Source organism: Bradyrhizobium sp. Ce-3 (assembly GCF_022835695.1).
GTDB lineage: Bacteria > Pseudomonadota > Alphaproteobacteria > Rhizobiales > Xanthobacteraceae > Bradyrhizobium.
This window is the reverse complement of sequence record NZ_BQUV01000014.1, coordinates 49,921-65,131: the sequence shown is the minus strand read 5'-3', so window position 1 is coordinate 65,131 and position 15,211 is coordinate 49,921. Positions and strand designations below refer to the sequence as shown.

At 65.7% G+C, this 15,211-nt stretch carries 17 protein-coding genes; 10 read left to right on the top strand and 7 right to left on the bottom strand.

The features are described from left to right. Positions 1-24: 24 nt before the first annotated feature. The 3 genes from BRSPCE3_RS34750 to BRSPCE3_RS34740 all read right to left on the bottom strand — a co-directional run bounded on the left by BRSPCE3_RS34750 (position 25) and on the right by BRSPCE3_RS34740 (position 2,615). The gene (locus tag BRSPCE3_RS34750; RefSeq protein ID WP_244071461.1) at positions 25-966 is read right to left on the bottom strand and encodes an aldo/keto reductase; all 942 of its coding nucleotides are present in this window, start codon (positions 964-966) and stop codon (positions 25-27) included. Between the two features lie 276 nt (positions 967-1,242). After that, the gene (locus BRSPCE3_RS34745; RefSeq protein WP_244071459.1) at positions 1,243-1,704 is read right to left on the bottom strand and encodes a GNAT family N-acetyltransferase; all 462 of its coding nucleotides are present in this window, start codon (positions 1,702-1,704) and stop codon (positions 1,243-1,245) included. A gap of 95 nt (positions 1,705-1,799) precedes the next feature. Next, positions 1,800-2,615 (bottom strand): PAS-domain containing protein, encoded by an 816-nt coding sequence (locus BRSPCE3_RS34740; protein ID WP_244071457.1) that lies wholly within the window; start codon positions 2,613-2,615, stop codon positions 1,800-1,802. Positions 2,616-2,824: 209 nt separating this feature from the next. On the opposite strand from BRSPCE3_RS34740, the gene BRSPCE3_RS34735 reads away from it, so the two are divergent. Beyond that, on the top strand, positions 2,825-3,178 hold the full coding sequence (locus BRSPCE3_RS34735) for a DMT family protein (protein ID WP_212016991.1): 354 nt from the start codon (positions 2,825-2,827) through the stop codon (positions 3,176-3,178). 16 nt (positions 3,179-3,194) lie between these two features. On the opposite strand, the gene BRSPCE3_RS34730 is transcribed toward BRSPCE3_RS34735, so the two are convergent. From BRSPCE3_RS34730 to BRSPCE3_RS34720, 3 genes are all read right to left on the bottom strand, one after another. Next, positions 3,195-3,350, bottom strand: coding sequence for a hypothetical protein (locus tag BRSPCE3_RS34730; protein ID WP_244071455.1), 156 nt, complete (start codon positions 3,348-3,350; stop codon positions 3,195-3,197). A 61-nt stretch (positions 3,351-3,411) separates the two neighbouring features. Beyond that, a complete protein-coding gene (locus tag BRSPCE3_RS34725) occupies positions 3,412-3,588 on the bottom strand; it encodes a hypothetical protein (RefSeq protein ID WP_244071453.1) in 177 nt (58 codons plus the stop codon). A gap of 178 nt (positions 3,589-3,766) precedes the next feature. Further along, positions 3,767-4,420: a glutathione S-transferase family protein gene (locus tag BRSPCE3_RS34720; protein WP_244071558.1), complete on the bottom strand. Its 654-nt coding sequence runs from the start codon at positions 4,418-4,420 to the stop codon at positions 3,767-3,769. Positions 4,421-5,095: 675 nt separating this feature from the next. Between BRSPCE3_RS34720 and BRSPCE3_RS34715 the strand changes: the two genes are divergently transcribed. The 3 genes from BRSPCE3_RS34715 to BRSPCE3_RS34705 all read left to right on the top strand — a co-directional run bounded on the left by BRSPCE3_RS34715 (position 5,096) and on the right by BRSPCE3_RS34705 (position 7,833). Further along, on the top strand, positions 5,096-6,298 hold the full coding sequence (locus tag BRSPCE3_RS34715) for a pyridoxal phosphate-dependent aminotransferase (protein WP_244071451.1): 1,203 nt from the start codon (positions 5,096-5,098) through the stop codon (positions 6,296-6,298). A gap of 283 nt (positions 6,299-6,581) precedes the next feature. After that, entirely contained in the window at positions 6,582-7,103 is a 522-nt protein-coding gene (locus BRSPCE3_RS34710; protein WP_244071449.1) for a DUF992 domain-containing protein, read from the top strand. A gap of 247 nt (positions 7,104-7,350) precedes the next feature. Continuing rightward, entirely contained in the window at positions 7,351-7,833 is a 483-nt protein-coding gene (locus tag BRSPCE3_RS34705) for a DUF992 domain-containing protein (protein WP_244071447.1), read from the top strand. On the opposite strand, the gene BRSPCE3_RS34700 is transcribed toward BRSPCE3_RS34705, so the two are convergent. Continuing rightward, positions 7,830-8,756, bottom strand: a complete 927-nt coding sequence (locus BRSPCE3_RS34700; RefSeq protein WP_244071445.1) for an alpha/beta fold hydrolase — start codon at positions 8,754-8,756, stop codon at positions 7,830-7,832. The two genes, BRSPCE3_RS34705 and BRSPCE3_RS34700, sit on opposite strands and share 4 nt — an antisense overlap. A gap of 123 nt (positions 8,757-8,879) precedes the next feature. Here BRSPCE3_RS34700 and BRSPCE3_RS34695 point away from each other — a divergent pair, with 123 nt between their 5' ends. From BRSPCE3_RS34695 to BRSPCE3_RS34670, 6 genes are all read left to right on the top strand, one after another. Beyond that, complete coding sequence (locus BRSPCE3_RS34695) at positions 8,880-9,794, top strand: LysR substrate-binding domain-containing protein (RefSeq protein WP_244071443.1); 915 nt, start codon at positions 8,880-8,882, stop codon at positions 9,792-9,794. 160 nt (positions 9,795-9,954) lie between these two features. Beyond that, positions 9,955-12,003 (top strand): elongation factor G, encoded by a 2,049-nt coding sequence (locus tag BRSPCE3_RS34690; RefSeq protein WP_244071442.1) that lies wholly within the window; start codon positions 9,955-9,957, stop codon positions 12,001-12,003. A 96-nt stretch (positions 12,004-12,099) separates the two neighbouring features. Continuing rightward, the gene (locus BRSPCE3_RS34685; protein ID WP_244071441.1) at positions 12,100-12,741 is read left to right on the top strand and encodes a YoaK family protein; all 642 of its coding nucleotides are present in this window, start codon (positions 12,100-12,102) and stop codon (positions 12,739-12,741) included. A gap of 31 nt (positions 12,742-12,772) precedes the next feature. Then, on the top strand, positions 12,773-13,615 hold the full coding sequence (locus BRSPCE3_RS34680; protein ID WP_244071440.1) for a shikimate dehydrogenase: 843 nt from the start codon (positions 12,773-12,775) through the stop codon (positions 13,613-13,615). 116 nt (positions 13,616-13,731) lie between these two features. Beyond that, a complete protein-coding gene (locus tag BRSPCE3_RS34675) occupies positions 13,732-14,310 on the top strand; it encodes a hypothetical protein (protein ID WP_244071556.1) in 579 nt (192 codons plus the stop codon). A 257-nt stretch (positions 14,311-14,567) separates the two neighbouring features. Then, positions 14,568-15,176: a hypothetical protein gene (locus BRSPCE3_RS34670; RefSeq protein ID WP_244071438.1), complete on the top strand. Its 609-nt coding sequence runs from the start codon at positions 14,568-14,570 to the stop codon at positions 15,174-15,176. Positions 15,177-15,211: the final 35 nt, after the last annotated feature.

Here is a 15,211-nt window from a genome sequence, read left to right as displayed (position 1 = left end):
GGGAGCTGAGCGGGCGCCGCTCGCTCATCCATTCGTAATCCCGTCGATCTCCGCCATCTCCTCGGCGCTCAGCTTCCAGCTGATCGCCTTGACGTTCTGCTCGATCTGCTCGGGCCGCGTCGCGCCGGCAATCACGCTGGCGACTTGCGGGCGGGCGGCGAGCCAGGAGAAGGCGAGCTCGAGCATGGTGTGGCCGCGCTCGCTCGCGAAGGCCTGCAGCTTCTCGACGATGTCCTCGTTGCGCGGCGTGACGTAGCGATCCTTCAGGGCCGGTGCCTTGGCGAAGCGGGTGTCGGCGGGCGCAGCGGCGCCGCGCTGGTACTTGCCGGTCAACAGCCCGCTGGCGAGCGGGAAGAACGGCAGCAGGCCGAGATTGTATTGCTGTGCCGCGGGCAGCAGGTCCTTCTCGATGCCGCGCACCACAAGGCTGTATTCGTCCTGGCAGGACACGAAGCGATTCACGTTCAACTCGCGCGCGACATATTCGGCCTCCGCGATCCGCCATGCCGGGAAGTTGGAGTTGCCGATGTAGCGCACCTTGCCCTGGCGCACGAGATCGTCGAGCGCGCGCAGCGTCTCGTCGATCGGGGTCAGCGGATCATAATCGTGCTGCTGGTAGAGATCGATATAGTCGGTCTTCAGGCGGGTGAGGCTCGCTTCGACCGCCGACATGATGTAGCGCCGCGAGGCGCCCTGCTTGGTGCCGTCGGTCGCCATCGGCTTGGAGAATTTGGTGGCGAGCACGATGTCCTTGCGGCGGTCGCCCAGCACGGTTCCGAGCACGGTCTCCGAGCCGCCCATGCCGGCATAGATGTCGGCGGTGTCGAACAGCGTGATGCCGAGATCGATCGCCTTGTGGATCACCTTGCGCGAGGTCTCCAGATCGGTGCGCTGGCCGAAATTGTTGCAGCCGATGCCGACCGCAGACACGCGCAGGCCGGAGCCGCCGAGATTACGAATTTCCATGAGACAATCCTGTGGGATAGGCGAGGGATGCGCGCATTGTGACAATCGCGCCGCGGGCCGGCAAGGTGCCGCTCTACCGCCGATCACGCATGGCACCCATCGCGCACGGCAATGTCACAAAAAAAGCGGTCCCGGTCAGACGCGGCGACTGACGGGGACCGCTCGGGGCGCGAGATCTGAGACGGGGGGCCTGATCTTACGCGAGCGGAAGCCTAGCCGGGCTTTGTAACGCGCCGGTGACATCTGCATTGCATCCACAGGCCGCGCAGGGTTCGCTCAGATGATCTTGCGATAAATCACGAAGCCGGGTTTGTCCGCGACCTTGTCATAAAGCCGCATCGCGGTGTGGTTGGTCTCATGCGTCTGCCAGTAGACCCGCGGCGATCCCGCGAGCTTCGCCTGCGCGGAGACGCCGTTGATCAAGGCGCGGCCGACGCCCTTGCGGCGCACGGCCTGATTGGTGAAGAGATCCTGCAAATAGCAGGTTGGCGCGATCGCCGTGGTCGAGCGGTGAAACAGATAATGCGTCAGCCCGATCAGCGTGCCGCCGGCGTCGGCGACCAGCGCATGCATCGGCTCGTAGGCGTCGAAGAAGCGCGCCCATGTCATCGCGGTGATCTCGGGCGCGAGCGCGGTCGGTCCGGAACGTTCATAGAAGGCGTTGTAGCCGTCCCACAGAGGAAGCCATTGCGCATAGTCGTCGCGCGTGACGAAGCGGATGGTGACGTCGTCGGACATGGGCGGATGATCCTGCGTTGCGCGACGCGTGCGCATCGCTCGCAACGATTCTACCGTCGCTATCTCGTGGGATCAATTGCGGACGAGCGCGCGCCTCACTCGGCGGCGCGCAGCAACCGCGCCGGATGGCGTTCGCGGCCGGCGCGTTGCGCGCGATATTCGTCGGCCTTCGCCGGATCGTCGGTGTGCCGCACCAGGTCGGTCACCGGCGTGTAGCTCAACATGCGGCCGCCGTCCGGCAGCGCGGTGCAGCTGAAGCGCAGCACCTGGCCATCGGCGAGATTGAGGTTGATCGGCGTGGAATCGCCCGACCGCATCATCTCGATGCGCTTGGCGACGAATGCGCTCAGCTCGTCTTCCGGCAGTTCATACGCGCCGGTGTCGCGGCCATGATACATCAGCGCGACGAAAGGCGGCTTGCTCTCGGCCTGCGCGTCCGACAGCGCGAAATAGTCGCGGAAGGCGCGGTTGATGAATTCGGCACGGGTGTCGGCGTCGAGCAGCACGATGCCGATGTCGACCTGGTCGAGCGCGGCGGCGAGCCGCGCCGAGGTGGCGTGATGCTGCTGGTCCGCGGCAAAGGCGTCGATCCATTTCTGCCGCAGCATTCCGGTGATCAAGGCGGTGCCGGCGGTGGTCGCCGCCAGCATCAGCATCCGCGCGACGTCGGCGGCGTCATAGCCGGGCAGCGCGCGGTGATCGAGGAAGAACAGCGCCGAGGCGGCGACCGCGATCGCGGCGGAGATCAGCCCGGAGGTGATGCCGCTGATCGAGCTGGCGAGCGCCACGATGCAGACGAACAGCGGCGCGGGATTGGGCACGGCGACGATGAGGCGGTCGATCAGGAAAGCGGCAAGCGCCGTGATCGCCGTCAAGGCCGGACCTGAAATTGCACGCCAGTCGAACCGCATGCGCGTTCTCGCTATCTGTCGAACAAACGATAAAGCGGTAGTTTGACGACAGCGCCGCAACGGCGCCGGCATTTCCGTTCCGACCGTTAAACAGGCCTTGCGCCGGATGAACCAGCTTTCGCTGCTTTCAAATCAAATGATATGTAGATCCATGGAACCCGGTTCCGGGCCTGCGGGTTACCGCGTGCCGTGCTTGCAAGAGGACATCAATGCCCGCCATTTCGCCGTCGCTGCTGCCGATCCTGATGCTGTTTGCCTCGAACGTCTTCATGACCTTCGCCTGGTACGGCCATCTCAAGTTCAAGGATCATTCGCTGCCCCTCGTCATCATGGTGAGCTGGGGGATCGCCTTCTTCGAATACTGGCTGGCGGTGCCGGCCAATCGCTGGGGCAGCGCGGTCTATTCGGCGGCGCAGCTCAAGACCATGCAGGAGGTGATCACGCTGGTCGTGTTCGCCGGCTTCTCGGTGCTGTACCTGAAGGAGCCGCTGGGCTGGAATCACGCGCTCGGCTTCGCCTTCATCGCCGCCGGCGCGTTCTTCATCTTCCACAAATGGAGCTAGCGCCCTGGCGCCTGAGCTAGCGCTGTGGGGCCGGCTTGGCGGCAGGCGCCGTGACGTGCGCCGGGTGCGCGCGGTCTTCGCCCTGCGTGCCGGTCACGATCAGCAGCGATGCCGCCAGCAGGATCGCCGCCGACAGCGTCACGGTCACAAGTCCGACGGGGGTCTTCATCATGTCGCGCCGCTGTCTCTCCCGCGCCTTGCCGCGGATCAGGTGCCAAAAGGAATTTGCTTGATTACGCCGGGATCGATGTCGCCATGCTGATGTTGCTCGACAGCACCGTCACGGCGACGACCAGGCACAGCGTCAGCGCGCCAAGCGCGAGCGACGCCGCGATCGCGTTGGTCAGACGGGATGATGCCACTGGGGTAGGGTGGCCATCGAAGCCTGCCGTGCCGGACCACCGTGTCATGGTCTAAATCCCTCAGGCCGCGAGCGAATCACTCGCGACATCCGCGCGAATCTGCCCAGCGTCACCGGCAAGATTGCGGCGGCGGGGCCCCTTGAAAGCGGCGGAAATGCGGCGCCGGCGGGGGTTCTGCCCGCAATTTAGGCAATTTCCCCGCTATTCCCGGAATTCAGACCCGGATTCAGAGGCCGGCGACAAGGCGGGTCCGAGGCTCGGCCTCGGGCCCGGGCTGCCAATCCATCGAGACAAATCCGGGGGTCTGCTCGACCCGTTTCAGCCAGGCGCGGATCGACGGGAAGGTCGTCAGGTCGAAGTCGCAGCGGTCGGCGACATGGGTGTAGCCGTAGAGCGCGATGTCGGCGACGGTGAACTGCTCGGCAGCGAAATAGGCGTGCCCCTTGAGGTGATTTTCCATCACCTGCAGCGCCGCATAGCCGCGCTCCATCCAATCTTCCAGCGCATGGGTCTGCAGGTCGCGCCCACCCTTGACCAGCGACAGCCAGAAATAGGCGGCGCCGATATTCGGCTCCAGCGCGTGTTGCTCGAAGAACATCCACTGCAGCGCCTCGGCGCGCTCGATCCGCGACTCCGGCGCCAGCGGCGTGCCGATCGCGACATACCAGAGGATGGCGTTGGACTCGGCGAGATGGCGGCCGTCGGCGACCTCGAGCAGCGGCACCTGGCCGCTCGGATTCTTGGCCAGGAAGTCCGGGGTGCGGCTCTCGCCGCGCAGGATGTCGATCTCGATCGCCTCGTACGGCGTGTTCAGCACCGCAAGCGCCAGCCGGACCTTGTAGCTGTTGCCGGAGCGCTGCATCGAATAGAGCTTGTACATTGCGTCGGGGTTCACTCGGTGCGTCAGGTTCACTTGGTCTGAGCAGGTTGGTCTGAGCAGGTTGGTCTGAGCAGGTTGGTCTGAGACGGTACGCTTCAAAATTGCGCGGCCTGTCACACCGCAACGCCGCTAAACAATGATGCCGTCGGGGGTGCGTCGCAAGCCCTGAAGCGTGGAAAAAGTCGAAACGTCTACCGCACTGCACGCGTGCAGAATGATTCCATCAACACGGCAGAACAACTCGGATCACGCTCGCGCGACGCTGTGCACGGTGCCGGTCGATGGCATGGTTGCCGAGGTGGATACCTTGGCTGATGCGTGACCATTCACAAACCTTAACGCGATTTGCACCTCGGCTGCCGCGCCGGACGGCCTGCCGTCGGCAGGCCCTGCCAGGCGCCAACACGGCCCATTGTCCTCGGAGCAATCCGTGGACGAGCACAGCGCCGCGGGCCTTGCCGGCAAGGCTGCAGCGGCCACAGCCGGGCTTGCCGGATATGAGTCATTTGGGGTCGGAACTTGCGGAAAATTGCGCGTCTCGCGAGCCATGCGTGAAAGTTTTCGTGCTTTCCCGCCAAGCTTCTTGCGATGCAGCGGCGACAGGCCTAGGGTGCCGCGATCCCATTCAAATCAAGTCGTGGCCCAACGGCTCACGACGTTTGCCAGGAGATGATAATGGCCTTCCTGTCCGCTGCGCTCGACCGTGTGAAGCCGTCCGCGACGATCGCGGTCACGGACAAAGCACGCGCGCTGAAAGCCGCGGGCCGCAACGTCATCGGCCTCGGCGCCGGCGAGCCGGACTTCGATACGCCCGCGAACATCAAGCTGGCCGCGATCCACGCGATCGAGGCCGGCAAGACCAAGTACACCGATGTCGGCGGCATTCCGGAGCTCAAGGAAGCCATCATCAACAAGTTCTCGCGCGAGAACGGCCTGACCTACAAGCCGAACCAGATCATCGTCGGCACCGGCGGCAAGCAGGTGCTCTACAATGCGCTGATGGCCACCATCAATCCGGGTGACGAGGTGATCATCCCGGCGCCGTACTGGGTCAGCTATCCCGAGATGGTGGCGCTCGCCGGTGGCGAGTCGGTGCCGGTGGTCTGCCCGGCCTCGACCGGCTTCAAGCTGCGTCCGCAGGATCTCGAGAAGGCGATCACGCCGAAGACCAAGTGGGTGATCCTGTGCTCGCCGTCGAACCCGACCGGCTCGGCCTACACCAGGAGCGAGCTCAAGGCGCTGACCGACGTGCTGGTCAAGCATCCGCATGTCTGGGTGATGACCGACGACATGTACGAGCACCTCGTCTATGACGACTTCGTCTTCACCACCGCGGCGCAGGTCGAGCCGAGCCTGTACGATCGCACGCTGACCGTGAACGGCGTGTCGAAGGCCTACTGCATGACCGGCTGGCGCATCGGCTATGCCGGCGGCCCGGCGCAGCTGATCAAGGCGATGGCGACCATCCAGTCGCAGTCGACCTCGAACCCGTCGTCGATCGCGCAATGGGCGTCGGTCGAGGCGCTCAACGGTCCGCAGGACTTCATCGCCGCGAACAACAAGGTGTTCAAGGAGCGTCGCGACCTCGTGGTGTCGATGCTCAACCAGGCGAGCGGCATCGAGTGCCCGCGGCCGGAAGGCGCGTTCTACGTCTATCCGTCCTGCGCCGGCACGATCGGCAAGACGGCGCCGACCGGCAAGGTGATCGACAACGACGAGGCGTTCGTCACCGAGCTGCTCGAGAGCGAAGGCGTCGCGGTCGTGCAGGGATCGGCATTCGGTCTCGGACCGGCATTCCGCATCTCCTACGCCACCAAGACCTCGGATCTCGAGGATGCGTGCAAGCGCATCCAGCGCTTCTGCGGTAATCTTCGGTAATCGGTTCTGAATTAAGAAACCAAGAAACGCTGAGACAACGCTCCCGCATTCGGTGCGGGAGCGTTTCTGTTTGTGTATTGGTTCGTTGATGTGTGCCTGCGCCTCGCGGTAAAATCGCGGAGTCAAATCACATCGCAATCACCTCACGCGCGTGTGTACGAACATCGATGCCACACGCTGGAAGTTTTTACGGCCTCTTTGCGAACTGCCTTGTTTTGGACACGACCCTTCCCTTCTGTCCGCCGCACAAATTCCAGTTCAGTTCACCTTGCGGAGACAGATAATGCGACTTTCGACCCTCACCCTTGCAGCGCTTGCGTTGCTGGCGCCGTTCGCCACCGCCAACGCGCAGCAGCCTCAGATTCAGGCTGGGGTCCTGCAATGCCATGGCGGCGAGAATGTCGGCTTCGTCGTCGGCTCTGTCGCTCGCCTCGAATGCGTGTTCCAGAGCGGCGGCCGCCGTCCCGAGCCCTACATCGCAACCGTCAAGCGGATCGGCGTCGACCTCGGCGTCACCGCGACGACCCAGCTCGCCTGGGCCGTGAGCGCGCCGACCACGGTGGTGCCGCGCGGTGCGCTGGCCGGCAGCTATGGCGGCTTCGGCGTCAACGCTTCGGTCGGCCTCGGTGCCGGCGGCAACTTCCTGTTCGGTGGTCCGAACAACGCCTACGCGCTGCAGCCGATCAGCGTGCAGGGCCAGACCGGCCTCAACGTTGCGGCCGGTATCGCCGGGATCGATCTCGAGCCGGTTGCCTACGGCCCGCGCCGTCATCATCGCCACCACCGTCATCATCGCCACCACTAAGCTGGTCGGTGTCCGATCAAAGAGGCCCGCGAAAGCGGGCCTCTTTTTTGTCTTTGGTTTGCTGTCCTATACTCCGGCGCTGCGAGGAACATAGCAGCGCCGCAACATCTCCCAACAATCGGTGGCCGGGCACCGCAAATTCTGGCTGACCGTTCGATGTTGTGGCATAGGATGCAAACGGCGCCGCAGACACGGCGCCGTTCTGTTCTGTGCTCGCGTCAATGCCTCTCAGCCGGAGACTCCCACCATGCGTCGCTTCACTCTCCCAGCCGTTGCCGCCATCGCCACGCTGACCGCCATCGTTGGTGCCAACGCCCAACAGCCGAGCCAGCGCGTTCAGGTCGGCGTCCTGGAATGCCGCGGTGGCGCGAGCGTCGGCTTCATCGTCGGCTCCGTGACTCATCTCGGTTGCGTGCTGCGGGCCAACGGCCTGCCTGAGGATCGCTACATCGCGACCATCCAGAAGGTCGGCATCGATCTCGGCATCACCCAGGAATCGGCGCTGGCCTGGGGCGTCTATGCGCCGGTGGAGCGGCTCGGGCCGGGTGCGCTGTCCGGCAATTACGCCGGTGCGCAGGGCAGCGCGACGCTCGGCGTCGGCGTCGGCGGCAACGTGCTGGTCGGCGGTTCCGACAACACGATCGCCCTGCAGCCGCTCAGCGTGCAGGGCCAGGTCGGCGTCAACATCGCCGCCGGCCTCGAGAGCCTGGAGCTGCGTCCCGGCCGCTAACGCCCGCGCTCCTGCAATCTGCCGAAGAAGCCGCGGGCTTCTTCGGCAACGATCTGCGGCGCCTCGGCGTGAACATAATGCCCGGTGTCGACGAACCTGATCGAAGGTTCGCGCCAGTAGTCCGCCAGCCTGTCCGACCATTCGGGCGCGATCAGCGGATCGCGGCGGCCCCAGAGAAAACGTGAGGGGATCTCGATGCGCGGCGCCGGCGGCAGCCTGCCTTCCAGCCAGAGCCGGCGATTGGGCGCGGATGACAGATACCAGTCGAAGCCGCCCTGGATGTTGCCGGGCTTCATGAAGTTGTCGACATAAGCTTCCAGCAGGTCATCGAACACGGCGGCATTGTCGCCCGACCAATGGTCGAGGAAATGGCGGAAGTAGAGCCGGCATGACTCGCGCGAACTGCCGACCAGCTCGGCGGCCCAGGGCAGCTGCTGGAAGTATTGATACCAGACCTCGATCAGGTGGCCGGGCTGGCCGTAGCGGTGGCCAAGGCCCGGATAGGGCGTGCAGAGATAGAGCGTCCCTCGCAGCCGCCGTGGTTCGCGATGCGACATCGCCTGCATGACATAGGCGCCGAGATCGCCGCCGATCGCGCCGAAGCAGTCATGGCCGAGCGCATCCATGACCGCGAACATGTCCAGCGCATGGCGCTCCGCGGTGGCGGATGCATCGGGCTGCGGCGTCGGCTTGCCGGTATCGCCGCAGCCGCGCAGGTCGGGCGCGATCAGCTCAAAGCTGTCGCCGAGGCGCAGCATCAGCGGGCGCCACACCAGCCAGAACTCCGGCCAGCCATGGAGCAGCAGCAGCGGCGGCCCCTTGCCGAACCGCGCCACGTTGACGGACAGGCCGCCGATATCGATCTTCTGTTGCGTGATGCCTGCCGCGGCTGCGTCCGCGAAAGCCTTGTCCAGCGCCGTCATGGCGACCTCCTGTGGTTTGCCGCAGGCTGTCGATGTTCGCGCGTCCGGTCCAATACTCGTTCGATACGCTAGCAGAGCTATTGCGTATTGCTGGCGGCGCTGGCCGCCGTGCTATATCGCTGCATGGAATTGCGACACCTCAGATATTTCGTGGCGCTCGGCGAGGAATTGAATTTCACCCGCGCCGCCGAGCGGCTGCACATCGCGCAGCCGCCGCTGAGCCAGCAGATCCGTCAGCTCGAGGACGAGCTCGGCGTGACGCTGCTGCAGCGGAATAGCCGTCCGGTCAGGCTCACCGAGGCCGGCGAGCTGTTTCTGACGCGCGCTCGCGCGCTGCTTGCCAATTTCGAAAACGCGGTCGCCGACACGCGGCGCGTCGGTCGCGGTCAGGCCGGCAAGCTCGCGATCGGATTCGTCGGCTCGGCGATGTTTGCCGGCCTGCCCGATGTCATCGGGAGCTATCGCGACGCCTGTCCCGATGTCGAGCTCGTGCTCGACGAGATGCTGGCGGCCGAGATCGCCGAGGCGCTGCGGCGGCGCCGGATCGATGTCGGCTTCGCGCGCCCCGCGCTGCTCGCCGAAGCGGGGCTCGCCCAGCGCCTGATCCTCGATGAGCCCTATGTCGCGGCGCTGCCGCGCGCGCATCCCCTCGCTGGGCGCGGCGAGATCGCGCTCGCCGAATTATCCGACGATGCCTTCGTGCTGTATCCGGCCCAGCCGGAGCCTTCGGTCACCGGCCTGATCGTTGCCGCCTGCCGGGCCGCCGGTTTTACGCCGCGGCCTGCGCAGGAAGTGCTTCATCTGCAAACCGCGATCGGCCTGATCGCCGCCGGCGTCGGGGTGTCGCTCCTTCCGGAGGCCGCGGCGCGCGCGCAGACCGGGCGCGGCGTGGCGTATGTTCGGCTTGCCGCGCCGGCGGTGACGGCGCCGCTCACGATCGCGTGGCGCGACGAAGATGTTTCGCCCGCCGTGCAGCACCTGCTCGACCTTGCGACGCGCTGGCGCGAGATTGCTTCGGGACCTGCGCCGAGGAACTGACGCAGCGGACGCAATCGTCCGGACGATGGCTCGGGACTTGCAAACATCCGCGACGCCGCACCGCAGCGACGTTTTCCCGCTTGCCAAATGTGAAACGCAGGCAGAGCATAAACGGTCGCCGACCCAATCATGGGCCGAGCTCCAAAACGAGGAGGCGGCAATGGGACAAGACGTCAGAAGTCCCCGAGGTCCACGGTGCATCGCATTGGTGGGCCCTTTCCAAAGCGGTAAAACCACACTTCTGGAAGCGATCATGGCGCGAACTGGCGCCATCAAGACAGCCGGCAGCGTCGATGCCGGAACCTCCATCGGCGATGCCAGCCCCGAGGCGCGTCAACACAAGATGGGCGTAGGCCTGACCGCCGCCGCCACCACCTTTATGGGGGACAGCTACACCTTCATCGATTGCCCCGGCTCGATCGAATTCGCGCACGACATGCGTGCCGCGTTGCCGGCGGTCGATGCCGCGGTCGTGGTGTGCGAAGCCGATGAGAAGAAGCTGCCGCAGCTGCAGATCATCCTGCGCGAGCTCGAGGAGCTCGGAATTCCCCGTTTTCTGTTCCTGAACAAGATCGACCGCGCCAACAAGCGGGTCCGCGAGACGCTTGCGACGCTGCAGCCGGCGTCGCGCGTGCCGCTGGTGCTGCGCCAGATCCCGATCTGGAACGGCGATCTGATCGAGGGCTTTGTCGATCTCGCGCTGGAGCGCGCCTTCGTCTATCGCGAGCACAAGCCGTCGGAGGTGATGGCGCTGGAGGGTGGCAATCTCGACCGCGAGAAGGAAGCGCGCTTCTCGATGCTGGAAAAGCTCGCCGACCACGACGATGCGCTGATGGAGCAGTTGCTGGAGGATATCCAGCCGCCGCGCGATGCGGTGTTCGACGATCTCGCCCGCGAACTGCGCGAAGGGCTGATCTGTCCGGTGCTGCTCGGGGCTGCGAGCCGCGAGAACGGCGTGCTCCGCCTGATGAAGGCGCTGCGCCACGAGGCGCCCGGCGTCGCGGATACCGCGAAGCGGCTTGGCATCAAGGACCAGAAGGATGCACTGGCCTATGTGTTCAAGACCGTGCATCTGCAGCACGGCGGCAAGCTGTCGCTGGCGCGCATGCTCGCAGGCCGGCTCGACGACGGCGCGACGCTGCAATCCTCAAGCGGCGAAAGCGGACGCGTCTCCGGCATCCTCGCGGTGTCGGGCACGCATGACAGCAAGCGGCCGCAGGCGGAAGCCGGCGACGCGGTCGCGCTCGGCAAGCTCGACGCGATCAAGACCGGCGATACGGTCTCGAGCGGCAAGACCGCCCCGGCCTCGCTGGTCAAGGTCGAGCCTGCCGCGGCGGTGCTGTCGATCTCGATTGCGGCGACCGACCGCAAGGATGACGTCAAGCTCGGCCAGGCGCTGCTGCGCCTGAACGAGGAGGATCCCTCGCTGACCATGATCCAGAATCCGCGCACCCACGACACCGTGCTGTGGGGGCAGGGCGAGATGCATCTGCGCGTCGCCCAGGAGCGGCTGAAGGACCGCTACGGCGTCAACGTCAAATCGCATCCGCCGGCGATCGGCTATCAGGAGACCATCCGCAAGGCGGTCACCCAGCGCGGCCGGCACAAGAAGCAATCCGGCGGCCACGGTCAGTTCGGCGACGTCGTGCTCGACATCAAGCCGAAGCCGCGCGGAAGCGGCTTCGAATTCCACGAGAAGGTGGTCGGCGGCGCGGTACCACGCAACTATATCGGCGCGGTCGAGGAGGGGGTCGTCGATGCGCTGGTCCGCGGGCCGCTCGGCTTCCCCGTGATTGATGTCGACGTCACGCTGACCGACGGCTCCTATCACAGCGTCGATTCCTCTGACCTTGCGTTCCGCACCGCGGCGCGGGCCGGCGTCAGCGAGGCGCTGCCGCAGTGCCAGCCGGTGCTGCTGGAGCCGATCCACATGGTCGAGATCGTCTGTCCGACCGAGGCGACCGCCAAGGTCAACGCGATCCTGTCGGCGCGCCGCGGCCAGATCCTCGGCTTCGACACCCGCGAGGGCTGGAGCGGCTGGGACTGTGTCCGCGCCACGATGCCGGAATCCGAGATCGGCGATCTGATCGTCGAGCTGCGCTCGGCCACCGCCGGCGCCGGCACCTTCACCCGCCAGTTCGACCGCATGGCCGAAGTGACGGGCCGCGCCGCCGACCAGATCATCGCCGCGCATCGCGACGCGGCGTGATGCCAGCGCTGCGATCACGTCCCTCCGAGGGGTGTGATCGTTGGCAGGATGGCCGGCGGCGGCTAGCTTGCGTCCCTTAAGGGGCGCACGGACACCATGCTTGAATCCCGCCGTAACCTGGCGCTGGCCTGCGCGCTCAGCGCGCTGGCCGGCTATGTCGACGGCATCGGCTATCTGCATCTGGGCGGGCTGTTCGTGTCCTTCATGAGCGGCAACTCGACGCGGCTCGGGGTGACGCTCGCTGAAGGGCATTGGCAGCACGCCATGGAGGCGCTGGAGCTGATCGCGCTGTTCGTCGCCGGTGCCGCGGCCGGCAGCCTGGTCGTGCTCAGCCGGATCGCGCATCGCCAGCCCCTGATCCTGCTCGTCGAGGCGCTGCTGCTGACATCCGCGGCACTGGCTTATGCGTATGGCCTGCCGAATGCCGCGGTCGCCGCCATCGTGCTGGCGATGGGGCTCGAAAACGCCGTGTTCCAGCTCGAAGGCGGGGCCGGACTTGGCCTGACCTATGTCACCGGAGCGCTGGTCAAGGCGGGGCAATTGATCGCCGCCGCGCTGACCGGCGGTGCGCCCTGGGCCTGGCTGCCCAACCTGCTGCTCTGGGCCGCGCTGGTCGCGGGCGCGCTCGCCGGCGCATCGGCCTACCGCTGGATCAACCTCGCCGCGATCTGGTTTGCCGCGGCCACCGCGTTTGCCCTGAGCGCGCTGGTTGCCGCAACCGCGAAGCGGATGGATTGACAGCGCGGCTGCCTTGGCCGATGTCACGGCCATGACATCGTCCTCCAAAACCCGCGCCGCGTGCCTGATCGGCTGGCCGGCGGCGCATTCCCGCTCGCCGCTTATCCATCGTTACTGGCTGCGCACGCTCAGCATCGAGGGCGGCTATGTGATCGAGGCGGTGCCGCCTGAGGATTTCAAGGATTTCCTGTTCCGTCTGTCGCTGCGCGGCTTCGTCGGCGCCAACGTCACCCGCCCGCACAAGGAGCAGGCACTGGCGCTGTCGGCGCCGGATGAGCGCGCCCGCGCGGTCGGCGCCGCCAACACGCTGTGGTTCGCCGATGGCGAGCTGCGCTCGACCAACACCGATGTCGAAGGCTTCATCAACAATCTCGACGCCTGCGCGCCCGGCTGGGACAAGACCGAGGACGCGCTGGTGCTAGGGGCCGGCGGCGCGTCACGCGCGGTGGTGTTCGGCCTGATCGAGCGCGGGATTGCGCGCGTGCATGTGGTCAACCGCACCATCGACCGAGCCCGTGCGCTGGCCGACCAATTCGGCGCACGCGTTCATCCCGCGACGTGGGACACGGTCGGCGAGCTGCTGCCGCGCGCAGGGCTGCTGGTGAACGCCACGTCGCTCGGCCAGCATGGCCAGCCCGCGCTCGAGACCGATGTCGGGTTGTTGCCGCAGGGCGCGGTCGTGTCCGATATTGTCTATGTGCCGCTGGTGACGCCGTTGCTTGCCGCGGCGGCGGCCCGCGGGCTGAAGACCGCCGACGGGCTCGGCATGCTGCTACACCAGGCGGTGCGCGGTTTTGAATTGTGGTTCGGCCAGCGCCCGCAAGTCACGCCGGAATTGCGCGCGATCGTCGAAGCCGATCTCACAAAGACTTGAGGCCTGGAATAGCGTCTTCGGGGCGGGGTCTCGTGTTAGTCCCCCCGCGTTCCCCCCGGAGATCAACCATGCCTGCCCGCCGTACCCATCTCGTTCGTCCGTTCATTGCGCTTGCGATGGTGACGGCATCAACGCTCTATGCGCTTGCACAGCAACCGCCGACGCCGACGCGCGTGCGTGGAACCGTCGAGAGCGTCGATGGCGATATGCTGGCGGTGAAGTCGCGCGGCGGTGAGGACGTCAAGCTGCACATGGCGGCGAATATGGTGGTGCTCGGCCTCACCAAGATCGCGCTGTCCGACATCAAGGTCGGTTCCTTCATCGGCACGACCACGGTGCCCGGCCCCGATGGCGTGCCGAAGGCGGTCGAGGTGCACGTGTTCCCGGAAAACATGCGCGGCACCGGCGAGGGCTCGCGTCCCTACGATCTGAAGCCGAACAGCAGCATGACCAATGCCACCGTCGCGCAATCCGTCGTCAGCAATGATGGGCATACCTTGCAGGTCAAGTACAAGGATGGCGAGAAGACGGTGCTGGTCACGCCCGACACGCCTGTCGTGACCTATGTTCCTGGCGACAAGGCGGATCTGAAGGCCGGCGCCAAGGTCATCGCCTTCATGAAGAAGCTGCCCGACGGCTCGTTCGAGACCGACCGCGTCAGTGTCGGCCGCGATGGCCTCACGCCGCCGATGTGACGCGCGGTTAGTAGCCCGGATGGAGCGAAGCGAAATCCGGGAATCTTTCCAGGGAGACGGTCCCCGGATTGCGCTTCGCTCCATCCGGGCTACGGCTGCTGCGCAACATCACCTGTCCGTTACTGCTGTAACGGCACCCTCATCCGGTCCGTAGTTGTGCGCGTCACCTCTCCTGCGAAGGGGAGGTAGCCGCACGGAATACCTTCAACTCCCCGGTGTTCCCTGATTCGCCAGCCAAACCCAATGAGGGACACACTATGCCGAAATCGCCGCTCTTCGCTGCATTGCTTCTCGCTGCATTCACCTCGGCCGCATCCGCGCAACAGCCTCCGACGGTGCGCATTCGCGGCACCATCGAGGCCGTCGACGGCGCGATGCTGTCGATCAAGTCGCGCGACGGCGCCGACATGAAGGTGCGGACCACCGACAACGTCGCGGTGTTCGGCGTCGCCAAGACTGATCTGTCGGAGATCAAGTCCGGTTCCTATATCGGCGTCACCGCGATGCCCGAGCCTGACGGAACGCAAAAGGCGATCGCGGTGCACATCTTCCCGGAAAACCAGCGCGGCGCCGCCGAAGGCTTTCGTCCCTGGGACCTCCGCGCCAACTCGACCATGACCAATGCCACCGTCGCCGAGACCGTGAAGGGCACCGACGGCCAGAACATCACGGTGAAATACAAGGACGGCGAGAAGAAAGTCGTGGTGCCTCCGGGAACCCCGGTCGTCACCTTCGTCTCCGGCGACAAGTCCGAGCTGAAGCCCGGCGCCAAGATCATCATCTTCGGCGCGGTGAAGAAGGACGACGGCACGCTCGAAGCCAATCGCGTCAATGTCGGCCGCGACGGCATCGCGCCGCCGATGTGAGACCTAAGCGAGGCTCTCTCAACACGTCGTCCCGG